Raw genomic sequence first — 18,904 nt, 5'->3', positions numbered from 1 at the left:
CCACCCGGAGGCACCAGTGGAACGCTCCGCAGGCAGCAGACGCAGAAGCAGAAGGCGTCACTCCCGCCCGGTCCTCAGCGGCACCATGGCCGTCATCGCGGCCGGAGCCCTGACCGTCACCGGACTCGTCAGCACCGCACAGGCCGCCGACGTCAACAACGCCAAGAACCCGGGCTTCGAGTCGGGACTCACCAACTGGACCTGTACGGGTGGCAGCGGCACCGTCGTCTCCTCCCCCGTACGCAGCGGCACGTCCGCGCTGAAGGCCACCCCGGCCGGCCAGGACAACGCCAAGTGCACGCAGACCGTGGCGGTGCAGCCCAACTCCACTTACGCGCTGGGCTCCTGGGTCCAGGGCAGCTACGCCTACCTCGGCGTGAGCGGCACCGGCACGACGGACGTCTCCACGTGGACCCCGGGCTCCACCAGCTGGACCAGGCTGTCCACCAGTTTCACGACCGGCGCCGACACCACCTCGGTGACCGTTTACACCCACGGCTGGTACGGGCAGGACGCCTACTTCGTCGACGACTTCGAGGTGACGGGACCTGACGGCGGGGGCGGGGGCGAGGAGCCTCCGGTCGTCCCGGACACCCCCGCGGGCCTGACGGCGGGCGCCACCACGACGTCCTCCGTGGCCCTGTCCTGGAACGCGGCGCCCGGCGCCACGGGCTACAAGGTGTACAGGGACGGTGTGCAGGCCACCACCTCCACGGGGACCTCGGCGACCGTCACGGGGCTGTCCGCGGACACCGCGTACCAGTTCTCGGTGAGCGCCACCAACGCGGCCGGCGAGTCGGCCAAGTCCGCGGCCGTCAGCGCCCGTACGGCCGAGGAGGGCACGGGCCCCGGCCCCGGGCCCGCCGTGCCCAAGCACGCGGTGACCGGCTACTGGCAGAACTTCAACAACGGCGCCGCCGTCCAGAAGCTCACCGACGTCCCGGCCGACTACGACATCATCGCGGTCTCCTTCGCGGACGCCCTGCCGACGCCGGGCGCGGTCACCTTCAACCTGGACACGGCCGGGCTGAACGGCTACACCGACGCCCAGTTCCGGGCGGACATCAAGACCAAGCAGGCGCAGGGCAAGAACGTCATCATCTCGATCGGCGGCGAACTGGGCACGGTCCGGGTCGAGAACGACGCCTCCGCCACCGCGTTCGCCGACTCCGTCTACGCGCTCATGCAGGACTACGGCTTCAACGGGGTCGACATCGACCTGGAGAACGGCCTCAACGCCACCTACATGACGAAGGCGCTGCGCCAGCTGTCGGCGAAGGCGGGCAGCGGACTGGTCATCACGATGGCCCCGCAGACGCTCGACATGCAGTCGACGTCGGGTGAGTACTTCAAGACGGCCCTGAACATCAAGGACATCCTGACCGTCGTCAACATGCAGTACTACAACAGCGGTTCGATGCTGGGCTGCGACGGCAAGGTCTACCACCAGGGCTCGGTGGACTTCCTCACCGCGCTCGCCTGCATCCAGCTGGAGGGCGGCCTCGACCCGTCCCAGGTCGGCATCGGTGTCCCCGCCTCCACCCGGGGCGCGGGCAGCGGATACGTCGCCCCGTCGGTCGTGAACGCGGCGCTGGACTGCCTGACCAAGGGCACCAACTGCGGTTCCTTCAAGCCGTCCAGGACCTACCCGTCGCTGCGCGGCGCGATGACCTGGTCGACGAACTGGGACGCGACGGCCGGGTTCGCCTGGTCGAAGGCGGTCGGCCCGCACGTGCGCGGCCTGCCGTAACCCCGCGTCGAACAGCGGTCCCCGAACCCGCAGCGCCGCCGCTCCCCCGGCGGCGCTGCGGCGTTCACCGTCCGTCCGTCACCAGGGCAGGTCGCGCACCTGCTGGACGCACAGGACGACGAACAGCAGCCCGGCCAGGGCGAGCATCCCGTTACTGAGCCATCCGTTGCGCCATTCCCTCGGCGTACGGGAGGAGTTGAGCAGCCAGAGAAGGGTCAGAGCGAGGAACGGCATGAAGAACGCGCCGAGCACCCCGTAGGCGATGACCAGGCCGAACGGCTCGTCCAGCCAGAGCAGCGCCATGGGCGGGAAGGTCAGCCAGAGCAGGTACGCCCGGAACGGCAGCGACCGCTGGCGGCGGTCGGCGACGGCGGGCCCCGCGCCCTCCTCCGCCGGAGCCGCCGGGGCCGCCGGGGCCCGGAACCGCTCCACGAAGTCGGCGAACATCAGGCTCACCCCGTGCCAGACGCCGATCAGCGAGGAGAACGAGGTGGCGAGGAAGCCGATCAGGAACAGCTTCGCGGTGCCCGCGCCGAACCGGTCCTCCAGCACCTTGCCCAGGTCGACCAGCCCCCGGTCGCCCGAGGTCAGCGCGATCTGCGAGGCGTGCAGCAGCTCCGCACCCACGATGAGCATCGCGACGACGAAGACGCCGGTGGTGATGTAGGCGACCCGGTTGTCGAGCCGCATCACCTTCATCCAGGAGGAGTCGCTCCATCCCTTGGCGTTGACCCAGTAGCCGTACGCCGCCATCGTGATCGTGCCGCCGACGCCGCCGATCAGCCCGAGGGTGTAGAGGAGCGAGCCGTCGGGGAGGACGGGCACCAGCCCGGCGAAGGAGGCCCCGACGTCCGGCACGACACGGGCGGCCACATAGACGACCACCACGAACATGATGCCGATCAGGACCGTCATGACCTTCTCGAAGACGGCGTACCGGTTGAACCAGACGAAGGTCAGGCCGATCAGGCCCGTCACGATCGCCCAGAACTTCAGCCCCGGCCCGTCCGGGAACAGTGCCACGATGGGCAGGGCGCTGGAGGACATGGCCGTCGCCCCGTAGATGAAGCCCCAGACGACGACGTAGATCGCGAAGTACACCGTGGTCCACGGGCCGAGGCTGCGCCAGCCGTCGAAGAGCGTGCGGCCGGTCGCGAGATGCCAGCGGCCCGCCGCCTCGGCCAGCGAGATCTTGACGAGACAGCCGATGACCGCCGCCCACATCAGGGTGTACCCGAACTTGCTGCCGGCGATCAGCGTCGCGACCAGGTCCCCGGCGCCGACACCGGTCGCCGCGACGACGATCCCCGGGCCGATGTACTTCCAGCTGGACTTACGCGGATGGGAGGCCGGCTCCCCTGTCTCTGTGGTTGCGCTTGTCTCCGCCATGCCGATCAAGGAAGCGCAATCGGCGGGTCCGCACAAGAGGGCGTGCGGGAAGCGGGGCGGTGCGGGAAGCGGGGCGGTGCGGGGGCACCAGGAGTGCGCGGGGGCACCAGGAGTGTGGGGTCTGAGCGGCTTCAGTCAGTCCAAGTAGGCTGAGGTAGCCTTAGTCCATCACTTAGTCCAGTCCTTCGCCCCCGGTGAGAGGCAGCCATGGAAGCAGCCCGGCAGTACAACGTGCACGAGGCCAAGACGCACTTCTCCCGGATCCTGGAGCAGGTCGCCACCGGCGAGGAGATCGTCATCTGCAAGGCCGGCGAGCCGGTCGCCAAGGTGGTGCCCCTGCGCCCGAAGGTCCGGAGGACCGGACGGGGATCGCTGGCGGGCCGCATCCACATCGCGGACGACTTCGACGAGCTGCCCGATGACATCGCCGACGCCTTCGGGATGCGCTGATGCGCCTCCTGCTCGACACCCATGTGATCCTCTGGTGGCTCGGGGACTCCGACGAGCTCTCCGACCAGGTCAAAGAGCTCTTGGACACCGAGCCGTCGGTGCACCTCAGCGCTGTCTCCGCGTGGGAGATCACCATCAAGCAGTCCCTGGGAAAGCTGGACGGCCCTGACGACCTGGCGGAGCGCACACGCGACAGCCAGTTCACCGCACTGCCGATCACCGCCGGACATGGGGTGCGTGCGGGGCGGTTGCCCTCCCTGCACCGCGACCCCTTCGACCGGATACTGGTCGCCCAGGCGCAGATCGAGGGAATGACCATCGTCACCCGGGACAAGTGGATCCCGCAGTACGACGTCGCGGTCATGGCCGTCTGAACGGCGTAACGTTTACAGGGGACCCATCGGTCGGCGGTGTGCGGCGGATACGGGGGGGCAGGGACGCGATTCCGGCGGCGCGCTGCGGCCTACCGGAGGAGGCGTCATGACCCAGCAGACGATGGACCCCGTCAGGCAGGAGGAGTTCGCGGGCCGGATGGGGCAAGTGCTCAACGATGCCTGCCTGGGGTATCTGTGCAGCCTCGGGCACCGTACGCGGCTGTTCGACGTGATGGCGGAGCTGCCGCCGTCGACCAGTGAGCGGATCGCCGAGGCCTCGGGCCTGAACGAACGCTATGTACGGGAGTGGCTGGGCGGGGTCACCGTGGGCGGGATCGTCGTGTACGACCCGGCGGACCGTACGTACCGGTTGCCGCCCGAGCACGCGGCTTCCCTGTGCCGGGCCGCCGGGCCCGACAACCTGGCGTCCTTCCTCCAGGATCTCGCGCTGATCGGGCTCGTCGAGGACGAGGTGGTCACGGCGTTCCGGGAGGGGGGCGGGGTGCCGTACTCCTCGTATCCGAGGTTCCAGGAGCTCCAGGCCGAGGAGACGGCACGGGTGTACGACGCCGCCCTGGTCGACACGATCATTCCGCTGGTGCCCGGGCTGCCGGAGCGGCTGGGCTCGGGCGACGGTCTGGACGTGCTCGACATCGGTACGGGCCAGGGGCACGCCGTCAATCTCCTGGCGCGGGCGTTCCCGGCCAGCAGGTTCCGCGGGGTGGACATGTCGGAGGGCGGTATCGCGGCGGCCCGGGCCGAGGCGGAGCGGCTGGGACTGCGGAACTCACGGTTCGACCTGGCGGACGCGGCGACGGTGACCGGCCCGTACGACCTGATCACCGCCTTCGACGTGATCCACGACCTGGCCCGTCCGGCCGAGGCGCTGGCGGCCGTCGCCGGTGCGCTGCGGGACGACGGGGTGTTCCTGATGGGGGACATCGCCGCCTCCAGCAGGCTGGAGGAGAACCTCGACCACCCCTTGGGCCCCACCCTCTACACCTTCTCGGTCTTCTACTGCATGACCGTCTCGCTGGGCGAGGGCGGCGCCGGCCTGGGGACCGTATGGGGCAGGGAGACCGCGCTGAAGATGCTGGCGGAGGCGGGCTTCGGCGATGTCGAGGTACGCGAGGTGGAGGACGATGTCCTCAACGTCTACTACGTGGCACGCAAGGGGAGTTGAGGCCTGACCCGGGAGGGGTGGGGTCGCGGGCCGGCCCCGACCGCGGATCTGTCGTGGGCCTGGCGTGGGTTTGGCATGGCCTGGGTTTGGCCTGGATCTAGATCACCAGAGTAAGCAGCGCCGCGACCACGAAGCCCGCCACCGACAGCACCGTCTCCAGCACCGTCCAGGACTTCAGGGTGTCCCGCTCGCTGATGCCGAAGTACTTCGACACCATCCAGAAGCCGCCGTCGTTGACGTGCGAGGCGAAGATCGAGCCCGCCGAGATCGCCATGATGATCAGCGCGAGGTGGGCCTGGGACAGGTCCTGACCGTCGACCAACGGGACCACGATCCCGGCGGTCGTGACGATCGCGACGGTGGCCGAGCCCTGGGCGACGCGCAGCACGACCGAGATCAGCCAGGCGAGGAGGATGACGGGGAGGCCCACGTCGTTGAAGGTGTCGGCCAGCGCGTCCGCGATGCCGCTGCCCTTGAGGACCGCGCCGAAGATGCCGCCCGCGCCGACCACCAGCAGGATGTTGCCGACGGGCTTCAGCGAGGACGTGGAGACCGATTCCAGGGACTTGCGGGACCAGCCGCGGCGGAGGCCCAGCAGGTAGTACGCCAGGAGCAGCGCGATGGTCAGGGCCACGAACGGGTTGCCGAAGAACTCGACGACCGAGCGGAGTGTGGAGGGGTCCAGCGCTATGGAGGAGAACGTCGCGGCGAGGATCAGGACCAGCGGGGTGCCGATGATCGCGAGGACCGTGGCGAGCGGGACCGGCTTCTCGTGCGGGGTGCCGCCGGCGGCCCGCTGTTCGGCGGCGACCGCCGCCTTGGCCTCGGCGGCGGCGTCCACCATGTCCTGCGGGACCTCGACGAAGATCCGCTTCCCGATCCAGGCGGCGTACGCCCAGGCGGCGAGGACGGACGGGACGCCGACCACGACCCCCATCAGGATGACCCAGCCGAGCGAGACGTTGAAGAGTCCGGCGGCGGCTACCGGGCCGGGGTGCGGCGGCAGGAACGCGTGGGTCATCGACAGGCCCGCCAGCAGCGGCATCGCGTAGAGCAGGATCGATTTTCCGGAGCGCTTGGCGGCGGCGTACACGATCGGCGCGAGGACGAAGATGCCGACGTCGAAGAAGACCGGGATACCGAAGATGGTGCCGGTCAGGCCCATCGCGAGCGGGGCCCGCTTCTCACCGAAGAGGTTCAGCAGGCGGGCGCTCAACACCTCGGCGCCGCCGGACACTTCGAGGATCGCGCCGAGCATGGTGCCGAGCCCGATGATGATCGCGACATGGCCCAGGATGCCGCCCATGCCGGACTCGATGACCGAGACGGCGGCGGATTTCTGCACGGTTCCGAAGAGTTCGGTGACCGAGAGCCCGGCCCCGAGGCCGACGGCTATGGAGACCGCGAGCAGGGCGACGAACGGCTGGAGCCTGACCTTGATGATCAGGAAGAGGAGGAGGGCGATACCGAGGGCGGCGACGGTCAGCAGACCCGCGGTGCCGTCGATCAGGAGGAGCAGACCACCGGTGTGCGGTGGCGTCTCGGCCGGCGAGGGGCCGGCGGCGGCGAGCGACATGGGGACTCCGATGGTGCTGGAGGGCAGGGGGGAGCGCGGCACGGCGCCCCCGGGGGGCGGGGCGCCGTGCCGTGCGGCGTGCTGGAGGGGTGGTGCGGGTGAGGCAAGAGGATCAGGCGTTCGGTAGGGGCGGAACGGTCAGCTGAGCACCGCGAGGGCGTCGATCTCGATGAGCAGGCCCTTGGGCAGGCCGACGTAGACCGTCGTACGGGCCGAGGGAGCCTCCTTGAGGTTCTGCTCGGCGAAGTACGCGTTGTAGATCTCGTTCATCTCCGCGAAGTGGTCCACGTCCGTGAGGTAGACGCGCATCATCATCACGTCGTCCCAGCTCGCGCCGCCCTCCTCCAGGATCGCCTTGACGTTGGCGAAGGTCTGGAGGGTCTGCTCGCGCAGGGTCGGACCGGCCGGGGTCGGGGCCTGGCCCTCCACGGCCGGGAGGAAGCCGACCTGGCCGGCGACCTGGAGGATGTTCCCCTTCTTCACGCCGTGCGAGAACTTCGCGGGCGGCGTGGTGTGGGTGGAGGGGGTGAGCGCGGTCTTCTCGGTCATGGCTGATCAGGCTTTCTTGGGTTGGGTGGTGCCGGAGTACTCCCGGCTGATCGTCTCGGCGGTGCGCCGGACCAGCGGGAGCAGGGTGAGGAGTTCCTCGGCCGTGACGACCACGTTGGGTGCGGACACCGACATGGCCGCGACGACCCGTCCGTCCGCGCCGCGGATGGGGGCGCCGACGCAGTTGATGGACTCCTCGTGGCCACCGAGGTCGGTGGCCCAGCCCTGTTCGCGGACGACGGCCAGCTCCTTGAGGAAGGCGGCCGCGTTGGGCGTCGAACGGGACGTGTACATGGGGTAGTCGAGCTTCTCGGCGATGACGCGCCGCTCGGGCTCGGCGAGGTCGGCCAGCAGCAGCTTGGCGACGGCCGCGACGGTGATCGCGACGGGCTTGCCGATCCGCGAGTACATCCGGACCGGGTAGCGGCTCTCGACCTTGTCGATGTAGAGGACTTCCTGCTCCTCGTACACGGCGAGGTGCACGGTGTGCCCGCACCGGTCGTTCAGCGCGACCAGGTGGGAGTGGGCGATCTCGCGTACGTCGAGGTTCTCCACGGCCTCCTGCGCGAGCGCGAAGAGCCGGGCGCCGAGGCGGTAGCGCTGGTCCTGCTGGCGGTAGACGAGGCCGTGCTCGTGGAGCGTACGCAGCAGGCGCAGCGCCGTGGACTTGTGGACGCCGAGCCGCTCGGCGACCTGGCCGAGGTCGGCGGGTCCCTGGGCGAGCAGGGGCAGGATGCTCAGTGCCCGGTCGACGGTCTGACTCATGGGGTGCGTACCTCCTCGGGTGCCCGGTCGGCTGCGGTCCAGCCGGGGCCGAGACGAAGTCTCCCCCAGGCCTCGTCGTCGAGGGCGGCGAGGCGGTCGGCGTGGTCGCGGGCGGGCGGATCGGTGAGGTCGCCGGGGACGGTGAGAACGGCGGCGGCCATCAGGTGCCCGTGCCGGACCCGGTCGCGTACGGGCAGCCCGCGCAGGGTGGCGGAGAGGAACCCGGCGGCGAACGCGTCCCCGGCCCCGACGGCGGCGACGACGTCGACGCGGAGGGCGGGCACGACGGTGACGGTGTCCCCGCCCTCCCCGACGGCGCTTTCGGCCCCTCCGGAATTCTCGGCCCCTCCGGCGTTCGAGGAGCGGAGACCGGGGCGGTGCCCCGAGAACACCGTCGCGCCCGCGCTCCCGCGCTTCACCACCACCACGGACGGCTCCGGCAGCGCCGCCCGGATCGCCCCAGCGCCGACGATCCCCCACGCCTCCTCCGCCTCGTCCTCGCCCACGAACACCAGGTCGGCCCGGCGGGCCAGCTCCAGGAGGACCGAGGCGTCAGCGGTCCCGCCCCGCCACAGATGCGGCCGGTGGTTCACGTCGAAGGAGACGAGGGGGCGGTCCGCCCGGGGTGCCGTCAGGTCCCGCAGCAGCGCCAGGCAGTCGGCGGACAGCGCTGCCGTGATCCCGGACAGATGGAGGACGCGGCCCGCGAACAGGTCCTCGTACGGCACGCTGTCCGGCGACATCGCCGATGCCGCCGATCCCGCCCGGTAGTAGGCGACCTCGTGCGCGTCGGTCCCCCGGTCCGTGGCCGTACGGAAGTAGATGCCCGTCGGGCGGACCGGGTCCCGGCGGACGGCCGAGGTGTCGACCCCGTACCCCGCGATCGTCTCGACCAGGTGGTCGCCGAAGCCGTCCGCCCCTACCCGGCCGACCCAGGCCGCCCGGTGCCCGGCGGCGGCGAGCGCGCAGGCCACGTTGGACTCGGCACCCCCGATCCCGCGTCCGAAGGAGGGCACGTCGGCGAGGCGGCCGGGCCGCGAGGGCAGGAACGTCACCATGGACTCACCGAGACAGACGGCATCGGTGGTCGTGGCGGCGCTGGCCGTCCCTGCTGCGGGTCCGGACACGGAAGGCTCCTCGCTGATCGGCGTGCGGGCCGGTGGACACCATCGACCGGGCATCTGGTCACCATTGACCCGGCGTCGGCTCGGATGTTAGACAGCGTTGAGCGATATACGCAATGGGTGTTGCATATGTTGCAACGAACTTCGAGGAGCTTCCCTTGACAGCCGAACGCCCCACCGCACCCCGCCCCGGCGACCTCGCCGCCGGCCTCGCCGCCGGCCTCGCCGACGAGCGCGTCGACCACCGCTTCAAGGCCCTGCCGCCGGACGCGGACGGCCTCACCGTCGGGGCCCTGGCCGCCGAGCGCCGCAACCTCTTCACCGGCGGGTTCACCACCCCCGTACTCGCCCTGTCCGCCGAGTCGGTCGAGCACAACCTCGCGCTCCTGGAGACGTACGCCGAGCGGCACGGCCTCGCGTTCGCCCCGCACGGCAAGACGTCCATGTCGCCGCAGCTCTTCGCGGACCAGCTGAAGCGCGGCGCGTGGGGCATCACGGCCGCCGTGCCGCACCAGGCGCGGGTCTACCGGGCGTACGGGATCGGGCGGATCTTCCTCGCGAACGAGCTCGTCGACGCCGTGGCCCTGCGCTGGCTGGCCGCCGAGATGACGGCCGACCCGGAGTTCCGCTTCATCTGCTACGTCGACTCCGTGCGCGGCGTCGAACTGATGGAGGCGGCCCTGAGGGCGGCGGGCGCCACCCGCCCGGTCGACGTGGTCGTGGAGCTGGGCGCGGGCGAGGGCGCGCGCACCGGGGCGCGTACGGAGGCCGACTGCACGGCGGTGGCCGACGCGGTGGCGGCGGCCGGATCGCTGCGCCTGGTGGGGGTCGCCGGGTACGAGGGCGAGGTGCCGGAAGCGGACCCCGAGCGGGTGGGGGCGTGGCTGCGGCGGCTCGTCGCGCTGGCGACCGCCTTCGACGGCGAGAAGCGGTTCGCCGGAGCCGACGGGATCGTCATCAGCGCGGGCGGCAGCGCCTGGTTCGACGCGGTCGCGGAGGTCTTCACAGACGTCCCCGAACTCAGCCTGCCCGTAATCAAGTTGCTCCGCTCCGGTGCGTACGTCTCGCACGACGACGGGCACTACAAGCACCTCACCCCGTTCAACCGGGTGCCCGAGGAGGGCGCGCTGGAGCCCGCCTTCCGCCTCTGGGCGCAGGTCGTCTCCCGCCCGACCGGTGAGCAGGCGTTCCTGAACGCGGGCAAGCGGGACGCGGCGTACGACCTGGATCTGCCCGAGGCGCAGGTGGTCCGCTCCGGCCGGGACGGTTCGGTCCGGCCCGCCACCGGGATCACGGTCACCGGACTCTCCGACCAGCACGCCTGGGTGCGCACGGAGGAGGGGGCCGAGCTGGAGGTGGGCGACTGGGTCGGCATGGGCCTCTCGCACCCCTGCACCAGCTTCGACAAGTGGCAGCTGATCCCGCTGGTGGAGGCGGACGGCACGGTCGCCGACTACATCCGCACGTTCTTCTGAGCCGTAGGCGCTTCTGAGCGGTACGCGAAGAGACAACGCACCCGAAAGGTGACCCATGGACCTGGTCCTGCGTGACGCGCTCGTCGTCGACGGCACCGGCGCCCCCTCGTACCGCGCCGATGTGGCCCTCGACGGCGGCCGGATAGCCGAGATCCACCGCGAGGGCTCCCCCGGCCCTCGCCCCACCGCCACCCGGGTACTCGACGCGCACGGGCTCGCCCTCGCCCCCGGCTTCATCGACATGCACGCCCACAGCGACCTGGCGCTGCTGCGCGACCCTGACCACAGCGCGAAGGCGGCACAGGGCGTCACCCTCGAAGTGCTGGGCCAGGACGGCCTGTCGTACGCCCCCGTCGACGACCGTACGCTCGCCGAGGTCCGCCGCTCCATCACCGGCTGGAACGGCGACGGCTCCGACATCGACTTCGACTGGCGTACGGTCGGCGGCTATCTGGACCGCCTGGACCGCAACTTCGGCGGCCAGGGCATCGCGGTGAACGCCGCCTACCTCATCCCGCAGGGCACGGTCCGGATGTACGCGGTCGGCTGGGACGACCGCCCGGCCACCGGCGCCGAACTGACCCGGATGCGGGAGCTGGTGGACCAGGGCATGCGCGAGGGCGCGGTCGGCATGTCCTCCGGTCTGACCTACACGCCGGGGATGTACGCGGACGACGCCGAACTCACCGAGCTGTGCCGGGTGGTGGCACGCCACGGCGGCTACTACTGCCCGCACCACCGCAGCTATGGGGCGGGCGCGCTGGAGGCGTACGAGGAGATGGTGCGGCTGGCGCACGACGCGGGCTGCGCGCTCCATCTCGCCCACGCCACCATGAACTTCGGCGTCAACAAGGGCAAGGCTCCCGACCTCCTCGCCCTGCTCGACGGCGCGGTCGCCGCCGGGGCCGACATCTCGCTCGACACCTACCCGTACACCCCGGGCTGCACCACGCTCGTGGCGATGCTGCCGAGCTGGGCGAGCGAGGGCGGCCCGGAGTCGGTCCTGACGCGGCTCGCGGACGCGGAGAGCGCGGAGAGGATCCGCCACCACCTCGAAGTACTGGGCTCGGACGGCTGCCACGGTGTGCCGATCGAGTGGGACACCATCGAGATCTCCGGCGTCGGCGCCCCGCATCTCGGCGAGTACGTGGGCCGTACGGTCACGGAGTCGGCGGCGCTGCGGGGCGAGGAGCCCTGGGTGACCGCGCGGCGGCTGCTCACCGAGGACCGGCTCGGGACGACGATCCTCCAGCACGTGGGCCACGAGGAGAACGTCCGGCAGATCATGGGCCACCCGGTGCACACCGGCGGCAGCGACGGCATCCTCCAGGGCGACAAGCCGCACCCACGCGCGTACGGCACGTTCCCGCAGTATCTGGGGCGGTACGCGCGGGAGTTGGGCATCCTCTCACTGGAGGAGTGCGTCGCCCATCTGACCTCGCGCCCGGCCGCCCGCCTGCGGCTCGCGGACCGGGGCCTGGTGCGCGAGGGCTACCGCGCGGACCTGGTGCTCTTCGACCCGGAGACCGTGGCGGCGGGCTCGACCTTCGAGGAGCCGCGCACGCTGCCGGTGGGCATCCCGCACGTACTGGTCGACGGCCGGTTCGTCATCGAGGACGGCAAGCGGACGTCGGTGCTGGCGGGGCGGGCGGTCCGGGGCGCGGGGGCGACAGTGACCTGACCGCGCCCCCTCACCCGGAGTCGGCGGGCGGCAGCTCCCGTCCCAGGACGGCGCGCCCCCTCCCCACTGATACCTTACGACGTAATGAGTTATCCGTCGGGTGTTGCTTCACGACGTAAGGAGTCGCACGTGGTGGTCTTCGCGGGGCAGGGCGACCCCCGCAGTTCCCTCTCCCTCCTGTGGCGCGCGGCCGCCCCGCAGCCGACGCGCGGCGGCCCGGGGCCGAAGCCCCGGCTGAGCGTGGACGCGATCGTGGCGGCCGCCGTCGCGCTCGCGGACGAGGAGGGGATGGGGGCCCTGTCGATGCGCGCGGTCGGCGACCGCCTCGGGCGCACGGCGATGGCGCTCTACACGTACGTCCCCGGCAAGAGCGAGCTGGTGGACCTGATGTACGACTCGGTGCACGCCGAACTCCCGTCCCACTACCCGGAGCCGGAGGAGTCGGACGACGGCTGGCGGGCGGCGCTGACCGTCTGGGCGGGAGACCTCCTGGAGTTCTACGTCCGCCATCCCTGGGTGCTCCAGGTCTCGCAGGCGCGGCCGGTGCTGGGGCCGCACGAGTACGCGGGCCTGGACACGCTGATCACCCTGTTGCGGGCGACGGGGCTGACGGCCGGGGCGGTACGGCGACTGGTGGGGACCCTGTTCCCGTTCGTCCGGGGCTCGGCGCAGACGGTGGCCGATGCCCGGCTGGCCGCGGCGGCCACCGGGAGCTCCGACGCGGAGTGGTGGGCGGCGCGCTCGGCGGCGCTGACGGAGCTGGTCCCCGACTTCGCGGAGCGCTTTCCCGCCGTGAGCCGCCTGGAGGCGGAGGGGGCGGTGGAGCCGTATCCGGACCCGGGCCTGGAGGAGGGCACGGAGGCGGTGCCGTATCCGGAGCGGGAGGCTCGGGAGACGTTCCGGGCGGGGCTCGGGGTGCTGCTGGACGGGATCGAGGCGGCGCGCGCCCGGCGACCCTGAGGGTGGCCGGGCCCGCCCGGCGCGCCCGGGATCACGCACGTACGACCAGGGCTACGGCCTACCGCTACGGCTTGGGCAGCGCACAGCCCGCGCGGTCCAGGTCGATCTTGTTGCCGGTGCCGATGCACGGGACCATGTTGTACGTCTGCTGCGCGTAGTTGATGCCCTCGCGGACGGTCACCTCGCCGTGCTCGTCGACCTCGCACGGGTTGTTGACCGTGCACTCCCGGCCGCTCTCGTTACCGGTGTTGTTGACGGCGACCACCTTGCCGGTGGCGTCGTCGATCACCGGCGAGCCGGACGTACCGCCGATGGTCCGGCACTCCGGGGTGTAGCGGACCGAGTCCTTCCAGGTCCACCGGCCCTCCTTGAGCCGGTGGACGAAGCCGTCGATGTCGCAGCTGTAGGTGCGCCTCCAGCAGCCGGAGGCGACCGTGATGGCGGTGCCCGCCACCGGGTGGGCGGTCTCCAGCTCCAGCGCCCGGATGCCGTAGCGGTCCGCGATCTGCCGGTAGGTGCTGGTGAGTTCGTAGAGCGAGAGATCGGTGTCGGTCATGGTGCCGTACGCGATCTTGCTCGCCCTCAGGGTGCCGACACCTCTGCCCGAGGCGTTGAGCAGGGTGAACGTCCGGGAGGACGGCTGGTCGACGACGACCTCGCCGGGACCCGGGAAGCCGGACTCCATGCAGTGCCCGTTGGAGAGCACGAGGGCGGGGTCCGTGGGGGCGGAGTCCGGCGAACGGACCACGGAGCCCGAACAGTTGCTGAGCGCGACGGTCCCGGCGAAGGTCACGGCCTTCGGGCCGGGGCCCGCCTGGGGCACGTCTTCCCGGACCTGTGTCCGCGGTGCGGGTTCGGCTGCGACGGCGGGCGCGACACCCGCCCCCAGGAGCAGGGCGGCGAGAAACGCACCGACGAGAGGCTTGTTCATGTGGGGGTCCCCTCCAGTGATGCCAAGGGCCGGAGATCTTCCGGCTTTTGACATGCGCATGCTGGCGCAGATGTCGGGGCATCACAAGGGGGCGATTCCGGCCGAAGCCTAGGCCGAGGCAGCGGCCGTGACCGTGGCTGTGACCGTGGCTGTCGCTGTGGCCGTGACCGTTGCTGCGGCTGTGGCCGTGTCCGTGCCCTCGTCCCCCCCGCGGTGGATGTGGTCGCGCCCCCACTCACCCAGCGGTTCCAGCGCCGCGTTCAGCGAGAAGCCCAGCGGCGTGAGCGAATACTCCACGCGCGGGGGCACTTCAGCGAACACCTCTCGGTGCACGATGCCGTCGTCCTCCAGCTCCCTGAGCTGGGAGCTGAGCACCTTCTCGGTCACCCCGGGCACGGCCCGGCGCAACTCGCCGAAGCGGCACGTCTTCTCGTTCAGCGCCCACAGGATGAGCACCTTCCACTTGCCGCCGATCACGTCCATCGCCGCGTCGATCCCGCAGACGAAAGCCCCCGGCCTCCGTACGATCCGCATCCTCCACCCCTCCGCCACCTGGTCGCTCACCGCGAGGTAACCACCCACTCGGAAGTGCGTACTTGTTGCCCCCGGCGCCTTCGGCCAGCCTAGTCGGCATGCCTGACAACACCACTGCTTCCGCCTCTCCCGCCCCTCTCACCCTGCTCGGCCTCGGCTCGATGGGCGCCGCGTTCGCCCGTACCTGGCTCGCCGCCGGCCACCCCCTGACCGTCTGGAACCGCAGCCCCGGCCGGACCGCCGAACTCGCCGCCGCGGGCGCGCGGGTGGCCGCCACGGCGGCCGAGGCGGTGGCCGCGAGCCCGCTCGTCGTCGCCTGCCTCATGGACGACGCCTCGGTCCGTGAGGCGCTGGCCGACGCGGACCTCACGGGCAAGGACCTGGTCGACCTCACCACCTCCACCCCGGGCGAGTCGCGCGCCCGTGCGACCTGGGCCGAGGGGTGCGGCGCGCGCTTCCTGGACGGCGGGATCATGGCCGTGCCCCCGATGGTCGGCGTGCCGCAGTCCGGCGCCTACGTCTTCTACAGCGGTTCGCAGGAGGTCTTCGACTCCCATCGCGAGACGCTGACCGTACCGACGGACGCCCGGTTCGTCGGCGGCGACCCCGGGGCCGCCGCACTGCACGACGTGGCCCTGCTCAGCGCGATGACCGCGATGTTCGCCGGGGCCCGGCACGCGTTCGCGCTGGTGGAGAACGCGGGGATCGACCGGAAGGAGTTCGGCGCGCTGCTGGCGGGCTGGCTCACGGCGATGGCCCCGCACACCGCCCTGTTCGGCGAGGACGTGCCGCCCGAGGACGCGACCAGCCCGGCTGTGGTGGCGGCGGGCGACGCGGCGCTGCTGCGTACGGCCCGGGAGCAGGGCGTGGACACGGCGTTGCTGATCGCGGCGGCCGGCGCGGTGAACGGGGTCTGACGGCCGCCGGGTCAGACCTTCGCCGCCGCGGCCTCCTTCGCGTACGTCACGGCCTGGAGCAGGGTGAGCCCCGGTTCGGCCCGGCGCAGGATCTTGATGGCCTCGACGGAGTCGGCAGGCCCCTCGTGCCCGGCCTCGGTCAGCCGCCGTCGCACCCAGCGGCCGCGCAGCTCCTCGTCCGGACGCTCGGCCGCGTCCTCGGCCAGGGCGAGGGCGCGTTCCAGGCCGGGCCGCTCGGCCTCCGTCGCGGTCTCCAGCGCACGGCGGAGCGCGGTGACGACATCGGGGGCGTCGCGGAGGACGTGTACGGCGAGGGGCTGGGGCTTGCGGAACAGGCTCATGAAACGACCGTTCCCCGGGCGGGTCCGGTCCGCACCGGAGTTGAGCAAGATCTGAGCCCGCCGCGCGACAGGCCCCGGAACGCCGCCCGCCGGGCGACGGAACCGCCGGGGCTCCCGGCGCCCGGGTCCGGCCCAACGTCCCGGCCCAACGTCCTGGCCCAGCCTCCCGGCCCGAGGTCCCGGTCCCCGCGGCCGGGCGTGTGTCGGTCCGCGGGCCGAGGTGCCGCACCGCCCCGGCTGCGTACGGTCGACCCATGACACTCGACCTCGACGCCTACCTCGCCCGCATCGGCTGGACCGGTGAGCCCGGGGATCTCCGTCCCACTCCGGAAGTACTGCGGTCCCTGCACCACGCCCATCTGCTGGGCATCCCCTTCGAGAACCTGGAGCCCGTGCTCGGCTCAGCGCCCTCGCTGGCGCTCGACGACCTGGAGGCGAAGCTGGTCCGCAGCGAGCGCGGCGGGTACTGCTACGAGCACAACACCCTCTTCTCCGCCGTACTGAAGCGGATCGGCTTCGGTGTGACGCCGCTGACCGCCCGGGTGCTGCTGGGCGCCGCGCCGGGCGACATCCGGCCCCGCACCCACATGCTGATGCGGGTGGACGTGCCCGGTGAGCCGCGGCCGTATCTGGCGGACGTCGGCTTCGGCGTGGTCGGGGCCCTGCTGGAGCCGATCGAGCTGGTGGAGGGCGCCGAGCTGTCCGTCGCCCCGCGCCACCACCGGCTGGTCCACGCCCCGCACGACGGCCCGCTGCCCATGTGGGAGCTCCAGGCGGAGAAGGACGGCTTCTGGGAGGCGCAGTACGCGTTCACCCTGGAGCCGTTCGAGGCGCCGGACTACGAGGTGATCAACTGGCACATCGCGACGCACCCGCGCTCACCGTTCCGCCAGGCGGTGTACGCGAACCGCACCCGGCCCGGCTCGCACCTGGCGCTGTCGGGGCTCGCCCTGGTGGAGACAGCCGACGACGGCACGGTCGAGGAGCGGCAGCTGAAGGACGGGGCCGAGGCACTGCGCGTCCTGGCGGACGACTTCGGCGTACGGCTCCCGGAGGGGACCCGGCTGCCGGAGTGACCCCCTCCGGCCGCCCGGCCGGGGCCCGCCCGCCCCGGGGGCCGCGGGACCCGCGTGGCGCATCTCACCCGCCCCGGCCGCCCACGCCCCATTCCAAGCCGCGACCCCGCCGCGACCGGGCGATCCCACGGCCCGGAGCGGTGGCGGGCATAGCGATGGAAGACGGACCGGGGCCGCGCGGCGCCCCTGAGGGCGTACGGCCGGAGCAATCCCCGCGCACCGCGCGAAACGCGGCCGTAAGCTCGCGGACATGCAGGTCATCCAGTCCACGAAGCTCGCCAATGTCTGTTATGAGATCCGGGGCCCCGTGCTGGAGGAGGCGATGCGGCTGGAAGCGGCCGGTCACCGCATCCTCAAGCTCAACACGGGCAACCCCGCCGCGTTCGGGTTCGAGTGCCCGCCGGAGATCCTGGAAGACATCCTGCGCAACCTCGCGGGCGCGCACGGCTACGGCGACGCGAAGGGCCTGCTGTCCGCGCGCCGCGCGGTGATGCAGCACTACCAGACCAAGGGCATCGACCTCGATGTCGAGGACATCTACCTCGGCAACGGCGTCTCCGAGCTGATTCAGATGTCGATGCAGGCGCTGCTCGACGACGGCGACGAGGTGCTCGTACCGGCCCCCGACTATCCCCTGTGGACCGCCTCGGTCTCCCTGGCGGGCGGGACGGCCGTGCACTACCGGTGCGACGAGCAGGCCGACTGGATGCCGGACCTGGCCGACATCGAGCGGAAGATCACCGACCGCACCAAGGCCCTGGTGATCATCAACCCGAACAACCCCACCGGCGCGGTGTACGACGACGAGATGCTGCGCGGTCTCACCGAGATCGCCCGGCGGCACAACCTCATCGTGTGCTCCGACGAGATCTACGACCGCATCCTCTACGACGGCGCGACGCACACTCCGACGGCGACACTGGCCCCGGACCTGATGGTGCTGACCTTCAACGGCCTTTCGAAGAACTACCGGGTGGCGGGCTACCGCTCCGGGTGGCTGGCCGTCTGCGGTCCGAAGGCGCACGCCACCTCGTACATCGAGGGGCTGACGATCCTCGCCAACATGCGGCTCTGCGCCAACATGCCCTCTCAGCACGCCGTGGCCACCGCTCTCGGCGGGCGCCAGTCCATCGAGGACCTGGTGCTGCCGGGCGGCCGGATTCTGGAGCAGCGGGACGTGGCGTACGACCTGCTGACCTCGATCCCCGGCGTGACCTGCGTGAAGCCGAAGGGGGCGCTGTACCTCTTCCCCCGGCTCGACCCCAAGGTCTACAAGATCAAGGACGACCGGCAGATGGTCCTGGACCTGCTGCGGGCCGAGAAGATCATGGTCGTACAGGGCACCGGCTTCAACTGGCCCGAGCCCGATCACTTCCGGATCGTCACGCTGCCGACGGCCGAGGACCTGACCGACGCCGTGACCAGGATCGGCACCTTCCTGGACGGTTACGGACAGCCGTAGCGCGATCACCCTCCCGGACCGCACACAACTTTAGACTGATTCCAAGGTAGGATGGTCCCTACGCACCACCGGGAGGCCATCCATGTACGAGCCGATCCGCAGCCCTTCGGTCCACACGTCGACCGGCGGCGCGGACTTTCCGCACCGCAGCCGCGAGGAGGAGCTGGACATCCAGCTCGCCGGACATCTCGCCGCGCTCCTCGCGGTCACGGACGAGCTGGGGCTCGCCGAGGCGGGCGACCGTATCGCCGAGCAGGTGGCCCGGCTGCGCGGCGCCCCGCCGGCCCGGCACGCCGGGCTGACCGACGCCGCCCCCGCCGACCTCCACCGCCGGGCCCACGCCCTCGCGGGCCGCGCGCTGGTCGTG

At 71.5% G+C, this 18,904-nt stretch carries 19 protein-coding genes; 11 read left to right on the top strand and 8 right to left on the bottom strand.

What is annotated here, in order from left to right:
* Positions 1–16: 16 nt before the first annotated feature.
* Entirely contained in the window at positions 17–1,750 is a 1,734-nt protein-coding gene (locus CIB93_RS23375; RefSeq protein WP_179500217.1) for a chitinase, read from the top strand.
* A 78-nt stretch (positions 1,751–1,828) separates the two neighbouring features.
* Here the strand turns inward: CIB93_RS23375 and CIB93_RS23370 are convergent, their stop codons facing one another.
* Positions 1,829–3,139: an Nramp family divalent metal transporter gene (locus tag CIB93_RS23370; RefSeq protein WP_096629558.1), complete on the bottom strand. Its 1,311-nt coding sequence runs from the start codon at positions 3,137–3,139 to the stop codon at positions 1,829–1,831.
* A gap of 207 nt (positions 3,140–3,346) precedes the next feature.
* Between CIB93_RS23370 and CIB93_RS23365 the strand changes: the two genes are divergently transcribed.
* The 3 genes from CIB93_RS23365 to CIB93_RS23355 all read left to right on the top strand — a co-directional run bounded on the left by CIB93_RS23365 (position 3,347) and on the right by CIB93_RS23355 (position 5,146).
* Complete coding sequence (locus CIB93_RS23365; RefSeq protein ID WP_096629557.1) at positions 3,347–3,589, top strand: type II toxin-antitoxin system Phd/YefM family antitoxin; 243 nt, start codon at positions 3,347–3,349, stop codon at positions 3,587–3,589.
* On the top strand, positions 3,589–3,963 hold the full coding sequence (locus CIB93_RS23360) for a type II toxin-antitoxin system VapC family toxin (RefSeq protein WP_096629555.1): 375 nt from the start codon (positions 3,589–3,591) through the stop codon (positions 3,961–3,963). The genes CIB93_RS23365 and CIB93_RS23360 overlap by 1 nt, the downstream gene beginning before the upstream one ends.
* A gap of 106 nt (positions 3,964–4,069) precedes the next feature.
* Positions 4,070–5,146, top strand: coding sequence for a methyltransferase domain-containing protein (locus CIB93_RS23355; RefSeq protein WP_096629554.1), 1,077 nt, complete (start codon positions 4,070–4,072; stop codon positions 5,144–5,146).
* Between the two features lie 97 nt (positions 5,147–5,243).
* Here the strand turns inward: CIB93_RS23355 and CIB93_RS23350 are convergent, their stop codons facing one another.
* The 4 genes from CIB93_RS23350 to CIB93_RS23335 form a co-directional block, all read right to left on the bottom strand.
* The gene (locus tag CIB93_RS23350) at positions 5,244–6,722 is read right to left on the bottom strand and encodes a GntP family permease (RefSeq protein ID WP_096629552.1); all 1,479 of its coding nucleotides are present in this window, start codon (positions 6,720–6,722) and stop codon (positions 5,244–5,246) included.
* A gap of 138 nt (positions 6,723–6,860) precedes the next feature.
* Positions 6,861–7,271 carry a RidA family protein gene (locus CIB93_RS23345; RefSeq protein WP_006127176.1) on the bottom strand — a complete coding sequence of 137 codons (411 nt, stop codon included), beginning with the start codon at positions 7,269–7,271 and terminating at the stop codon, positions 6,861–6,863.
* A 6-nt stretch (positions 7,272–7,277) separates the two neighbouring features.
* Positions 7,278–8,036, bottom strand: coding sequence for an IclR family transcriptional regulator (locus CIB93_RS23340; protein ID WP_096629551.1), 759 nt, complete (start codon positions 8,034–8,036; stop codon positions 7,278–7,280).
* Positions 8,033–9,163, bottom strand: a complete 1,131-nt coding sequence (locus CIB93_RS23335; protein ID WP_096629549.1) for a sugar kinase — start codon at positions 9,161–9,163, stop codon at positions 8,033–8,035. The genes CIB93_RS23340 and CIB93_RS23335 overlap by 4 nt, the downstream gene beginning before the upstream one ends.
* Positions 9,164–9,318: 155 nt before the next feature.
* Here CIB93_RS23335 and CIB93_RS23330 point away from each other — a divergent pair, with 155 nt between their 5' ends.
* From CIB93_RS23330 to CIB93_RS23320, 3 genes are all read left to right on the top strand, one after another.
* Complete coding sequence (locus CIB93_RS23330; protein WP_373558795.1) at positions 9,319–10,635, top strand: alanine racemase; 1,317 nt, start codon at positions 9,319–9,321, stop codon at positions 10,633–10,635.
* 55 nt (positions 10,636–10,690) lie between these two features.
* Positions 10,691–12,316, top strand: coding sequence for an amidohydrolase family protein (locus tag CIB93_RS23325; protein WP_096629546.1), 1,626 nt, complete (start codon positions 10,691–10,693; stop codon positions 12,314–12,316).
* Positions 12,317–12,445: 129 nt separating this feature from the next.
* Positions 12,446–13,276 (top strand): TetR/AcrR family transcriptional regulator C-terminal domain-containing protein, encoded by an 831-nt coding sequence (locus CIB93_RS23320; protein ID WP_096629545.1) that lies wholly within the window; start codon positions 12,446–12,448, stop codon positions 13,274–13,276.
* Between the two features lie 64 nt (positions 13,277–13,340).
* On the opposite strand, the gene CIB93_RS23315 is transcribed toward CIB93_RS23320, so the two are convergent.
* Both CIB93_RS23315 and CIB93_RS23310 read right to left on the bottom strand, forming a co-directional pair.
* Positions 13,341–14,207, bottom strand: a complete 867-nt coding sequence (locus CIB93_RS23315; RefSeq protein ID WP_096629543.1) for a serine protease — start codon at positions 14,205–14,207, stop codon at positions 13,341–13,343.
* A gap of 108 nt (positions 14,208–14,315) precedes the next feature.
* Positions 14,316–14,741 carry a helix-turn-helix domain-containing protein gene (locus CIB93_RS23310; protein WP_257002322.1) on the bottom strand — a complete coding sequence of 142 codons (426 nt, stop codon included), beginning with the start codon at positions 14,739–14,741 and terminating at the stop codon, positions 14,316–14,318.
* A 98-nt stretch (positions 14,742–14,839) separates the two neighbouring features.
* Between CIB93_RS23310 and CIB93_RS23305 the strand changes: the two genes are divergently transcribed.
* The gene (locus tag CIB93_RS23305; RefSeq protein WP_096629541.1) at positions 14,840–15,658 is read left to right on the top strand and encodes an NAD(P)-dependent oxidoreductase; all 819 of its coding nucleotides are present in this window, start codon (positions 14,840–14,842) and stop codon (positions 15,656–15,658) included.
* Positions 15,659–15,669: 11 nt separating this feature from the next.
* On the opposite strand, the gene CIB93_RS23300 is transcribed toward CIB93_RS23305, so the two are convergent.
* The gene (locus CIB93_RS23300) at positions 15,670–15,999 is read right to left on the bottom strand and encodes a hypothetical protein (RefSeq protein WP_096629540.1); all 330 of its coding nucleotides are present in this window, start codon (positions 15,997–15,999) and stop codon (positions 15,670–15,672) included.
* A 254-nt stretch (positions 16,000–16,253) separates the two neighbouring features.
* Here CIB93_RS23300 and CIB93_RS23295 point away from each other — a divergent pair, with 254 nt between their 5' ends.
* From CIB93_RS23295 to CIB93_RS23285, 3 genes are all read left to right on the top strand, one after another.
* A complete protein-coding gene (locus CIB93_RS23295) occupies positions 16,254–17,075 on the top strand; it encodes an arylamine N-acetyltransferase (protein ID WP_096629538.1) in 822 nt (273 codons plus the stop codon).
* A 250-nt stretch (positions 17,076–17,325) separates the two neighbouring features.
* Positions 17,326–18,537 (top strand): pyridoxal phosphate-dependent aminotransferase, encoded by a 1,212-nt coding sequence (locus CIB93_RS23290; RefSeq protein ID WP_096629537.1) that lies wholly within the window; start codon positions 17,326–17,328, stop codon positions 18,535–18,537.
* An 82-nt stretch (positions 18,538–18,619) separates the two neighbouring features.
* On the top strand, positions 18,620–18,904 hold a 285-nt coding region (locus CIB93_RS23285; protein WP_096629611.1), incomplete at its 3' end, for a hypothetical protein.

Source organism: Streptomyces sp. WZ.A104 (assembly GCF_002382885.1).
Lineage (GTDB): Bacteria > Actinomycetota > Actinomycetes > Streptomycetales > Streptomycetaceae > Streptomyces.
The sequence above is the reverse complement of the archived record's forward strand: the minus strand, read 5'-3'. Positions and strand labels throughout refer to the sequence as shown.

What these genes read in the sequence shown, in the direction of transcription:
- CIB93_RS23370 (WP_096629558.1), bottom strand. Translation starts at nt 3,139, where the DNA reads ATGGCGGAGACAAGCGCAACCACAGAGACAGGGGAGCCGGCCTCCCAT.
- CIB93_RS23365 (WP_096629557.1), top strand. Translation starts at nt 3,347, where the DNA reads ATGGAAGCAGCCCGGCAGTACAACGTGCACGAGGCCAAGACGCACTTC.
- CIB93_RS23360 (WP_096629555.1), top strand. Translation starts at nt 3,589, where the DNA reads ATGCGCCTCCTGCTCGACACCCATGTGATCCTCTGGTGGCTCGGGGAC.
- CIB93_RS23355 (WP_096629554.1), top strand. Translation starts at nt 4,070, where the DNA reads ATGACCCAGCAGACGATGGACCCCGTCAGGCAGGAGGAGTTCGCGGGC.
- CIB93_RS23350 (WP_096629552.1), bottom strand. Translation starts at nt 6,722, where the DNA reads ATGTCGCTCGCCGCCGCCGGCCCCTCGCCGGCCGAGACGCCACCGCAC.
- CIB93_RS23345 (WP_006127176.1), bottom strand. Translation starts at nt 7,271, where the DNA reads ATGACCGAGAAGACCGCGCTCACCCCCTCCACCCACACCACGCCGCCC.
- CIB93_RS23340 (WP_096629551.1), bottom strand. Translation starts at nt 8,036, where the DNA reads ATGAGTCAGACCGTCGACCGGGCACTGAGCATCCTGCCCCTGCTCGCC.
- CIB93_RS23325 (WP_096629546.1), top strand. Translation starts at nt 10,691, where the DNA reads ATGGACCTGGTCCTGCGTGACGCGCTCGTCGTCGACGGCACCGGCGCC.
- CIB93_RS23315 (WP_096629543.1), bottom strand. Translation starts at nt 14,207, where the DNA reads ATGAACAAGCCTCTCGTCGGTGCGTTTCTCGCCGCCCTGCTCCTGGGG.
- CIB93_RS23310 (WP_257002322.1), bottom strand. Translation starts at nt 14,741, where the DNA reads ATGCGGATCGTACGGAGGCCGGGGGCTTTCGTCTGCGGGATCGACGCG.
- CIB93_RS23305 (WP_096629541.1), top strand. Translation starts at nt 14,840, where the DNA reads ATGCCTGACAACACCACTGCTTCCGCCTCTCCCGCCCCTCTCACCCTG.
- CIB93_RS23300 (WP_096629540.1), bottom strand. Translation starts at nt 15,999, where the DNA reads ATGAGCCTGTTCCGCAAGCCCCAGCCCCTCGCCGTACACGTCCTCCGC.
- CIB93_RS23295 (WP_096629538.1), top strand. Translation starts at nt 16,254, where the DNA reads ATGACACTCGACCTCGACGCCTACCTCGCCCGCATCGGCTGGACCGGT.
- CIB93_RS23290 (WP_096629537.1), top strand. Translation starts at nt 17,326, where the DNA reads ATGCAGGTCATCCAGTCCACGAAGCTCGCCAATGTCTGTTATGAGATC.